This window comes from Flavobacterium sp., assembly GCF_044368995.1.
GTDB lineage: Bacteria > Bacteroidota > Bacteroidia > Flavobacteriales > Flavobacteriaceae > Flavobacterium.
Genome location: NZ_JBIPMS010000153.1, coordinates 1 through 3,381 on the forward strand (window position 1 = coordinate 1; position 3,381 = coordinate 3,381).

Here is a 3,381-nt window from a genome sequence, read left to right on the forward strand (position 1 = left end):
AAACTTTAAGTAGTTGTCCGATGAAATTTGAGTAAAGTCTAAATTGATTTTTTTAGCTTCATCTATCACGAATTTTTTGTCTGTATCATTTAAAAAATTAAATGCTTTCTGTGGAAAATAATTTAGACGTCTTATTTCTGGAATGTTCCAAACAGCAACCACAATAACTTCTTTAATGGCTTTTTTTTGGGTTAATGAGTCTATTTTTTCATCTACACCCCATTCTTGTTTGTTCCAAGTGGTTTTTGCATCAAAAAGCATTTGTCCATCATGCATATATAGTACTTGGTACTTTTTAGTTTCTGAATAGTTTTTTGGTAACCAGATATCAACCGTTCTGGCAGCAACATATTTTGATGGAAAATTTTCAATACGTTTTATTTGTCCTACAAAATCGTTATGGTTTTGTAAATCACTGATTTTTATATTTTCTTGTGAAAAACACATACAACTAAACGCTATTAAAAACCAAAATCTCATTTGAATCTTATTTTTTTAATTCTAAAATTAAACTTGATTTTCCGTCAATAGAAAGTTCTGATTTTAAATCGAAATTCGTATCCGAAATAATGTCTTTTCCACTTGAATACAAAGCCAAACTTTCTTTATATCGATCTAATTTAAACGTTTGTTTGTCTTTACTGTTATTAACAACAACCATTACGCTTTCGGAGTCGTTATAACGAAAATAAACATACACGTTATTATCTGGAAGATAATGCATTAATTTCCCATTGTGAATTACCGATTTAGATTTTCTCCAATTGAAAACTTTAGCGGTGAAATCGAAATATTTTGCTTGTTCTGCTGTTCTTCCAGAAGCCATAAAAGCATTGTTTTTATCTGAAGCCCAACCACCAGGAAAATCCTGACGAATATCTGCATCGCCTTTGCCTTTATCTCCTGCCATACCAATTTCTGAACCGTAATACAATTGTGGAATACCGCGCATGGTAGCTAAAATAGTCATGGCCATTTTATATTTTTCAAAGCTATTTTTATAATTTTGATTGAAACGATTGGTGTCGTGATTTTCTGCAAAAATTAATAAATTATTTGGGTTGTCGTATAGAAAATCATTCACGAAATTTTCGTAAAATTTAATCATTCCATCATTCCAATTTGGATTGTCTTCGTTAAAAACATTTCCAAAAACATCGTGCAATGTAAAATCCATTACACTTGGTAAGTACGAATTATAATGTTGAATTTTCGCAATTGGACTGTCTTTTTGCCAATAAGAAATTTGTGCTTGATCGTGCATCCAAACTTCGCCAACGATATTAAAATAGGGATATTCATCGGTAATGGCTTTGGTCCATTTTGCAATGCCTGCTTTATCGTTATACGAATACGTATCAACACGGAAACCATCCAAATCAGCATATTCAATCCACCAAATCGCATTTTGAGTCAAATAATTTAATACCAAAGGATTCGATTGATTCAAATCGGGCATACTTGGTACAAACCAGCCATCCATACAAAGTTTTGCGTCTGATACAGAAGCATTTGTATCATATTGTGTGGTCATTCGGTAGTTACTTTGTTTGTAACCAGGAAATTGATGAAACCAATCGTAAGTAGGCATATCTTTAAACATCCAATGTTCTGCGCCCCAATGATTGGTTACATAGTCCTTAACTAACTTCATGTTTTTCTTTTTCATTTCTGAAGAAAGGCGCACATAGTCTTCATTCGTTCCATAACGTGCATCAATTTTATACACATCTGATTGACCATACGTGTGATACGAATAGCCTTTGTCGTTATCTTCGCACAATGGTGTACTCCAAAGTGCTGTAACACCAAGCGATTGCAGATAATCTAAATTAGTTATAATTCCTTGAATGTCTCCACCATGACGACCACCGGGATTATTTCTGTTGGCTGTTTCTTGTAAATTTGAATCCGAATCGTTTTTTTCATTTCCATTTGCAAATCGGTCTGGCATAATTAAGTACATCATATCTGATGCGTCAAAACTTTTTCTGTATCGTGAATTTTCTTTTCTTTTTTTGATAGTATACGATTGATTAAATGATTTTTTGCCGTTTTTAAATGTAAAAACCAACTCTTGAGATGCTACATTTTTCAAATCGATAGATATGAAAACGTAATTTGGATTCTCCGTTTTTTGAACCTGAGTAATTACGACACCATTAGAAACCGTTACGGTATTTTGCGCGATATTTTTACCATAAAACATAATTTGAACCTGATTGTTTGTCATGTTCTCGTACCAAAATGGTGGTTCTACCTTATCAATTTGTGCAAAAGAAAAATTGAATAGTAAAATAGGCAATAAGAAAAGTATTTTTTTCATAATCTAGTTTTTATTGTTCTGAATTTATTTGAAACGAAAAGCTGGAACGAGTTCAGCTTGACACTATTATTTTGTATTTATTTTACCTCAACAATACTAATTCCGTATCCGCCACCTGGAGCAGTTGTCATTTTGATTTTTGATTTTTGAGTTACTATTTGTTTGGTTATTTTATACGCTTGCGGATTTGTTTTGTAATGTGCATCGCTTGCATCTGCATAAATTATAGCCTCATATTTTTTTCCTTTTTCTAAAAAGTCTAAAGAAATGGTTGCCGTTCTTGCTTTTAATCCGTTCACGTTTCCAACAAACCAATTATTTGAATTTTTATCTTTACGAGCCGTTGTGATATAATATCCTGGTTCTGCTTCAACATATTTTGAGGTTAACCATTCCACTGGAACATCTTTAATGAATTGAAAAGCATCTAAAAATCGGTTATAATTTTCTGGTAAATCGGCAGCCATTTGTAGTGGACTATACATGACCACATATAATCCCAACTGATTAGCGATAGTAGTATTTACGTGTGAATTATTTCCAGGATTTAATTTTGCAATATCCATTTCAAAAATTCCGGGTGTGTAATCCATTGGTCCGCCCATTAATCTTGTGAATGGCAAAATAGTAGTGTGATTTGCTTTTGATCCGCCAAACGCTTGAAATTCTGTTCCGCGAGCGGATTCGTTTCCAATTAAATTTGGGTACGTTCTGCAAATTCCTGTTGGTCGTACGGCTTCATGTGCGTTCACCATAATTTCATAATCTACTGCTTTTTCAATACAATATTGGTAATGATTTAAGATGGATTGACTGTAATGGTGTTCCCCTAAAGGCAAAATATTTCCTACATAACCACTTTTTACAGCGTTATATCCGTTGTCTTTCATAAATTGATATGCTACATCTAAATGGCGTTCGTAATTTCTTGTAGCGCCAGACGTTTCGTGATGCATAATCATTTTAATCCCTTTTGATTTAGCATATTCATGAATCCCTTTCACATCAAAATCTGGATACGCAGAAATAAAATCGAAAACATAATCTTTTTCATG

General features: G+C 32.9%; 3 protein-coding genes. All 3 read right to left on the bottom strand.

All coding sequences use genetic code 11. The features are described 5' to 3' along the window. Nucleotides 1–480 (bottom strand): alpha/beta hydrolase-fold protein (locus ACIQ2I_RS08640; protein ID WP_396182012.1); only part of this gene is annotated, 480 nt, incomplete at its 3' end. A gap of 7 nt (nucleotides 481–487) precedes the next feature. After that, a complete protein-coding gene (locus tag ACIQ2I_RS08645; RefSeq protein ID WP_396182013.1) occupies nucleotides 488–2,326 on the bottom strand; it encodes a glycoside hydrolase family 13 protein in 1,839 nt (612 codons plus the stop codon). Between the two features lie 77 nt (nucleotides 2,327–2,403). Continuing rightward, a partial coding sequence (locus tag ACIQ2I_RS08650) for a glycoside hydrolase family 97 catalytic domain-containing protein (RefSeq protein WP_396182014.1) occupies nucleotides 2,404–3,381 on the bottom strand: 978 nt, incomplete at its 5' end.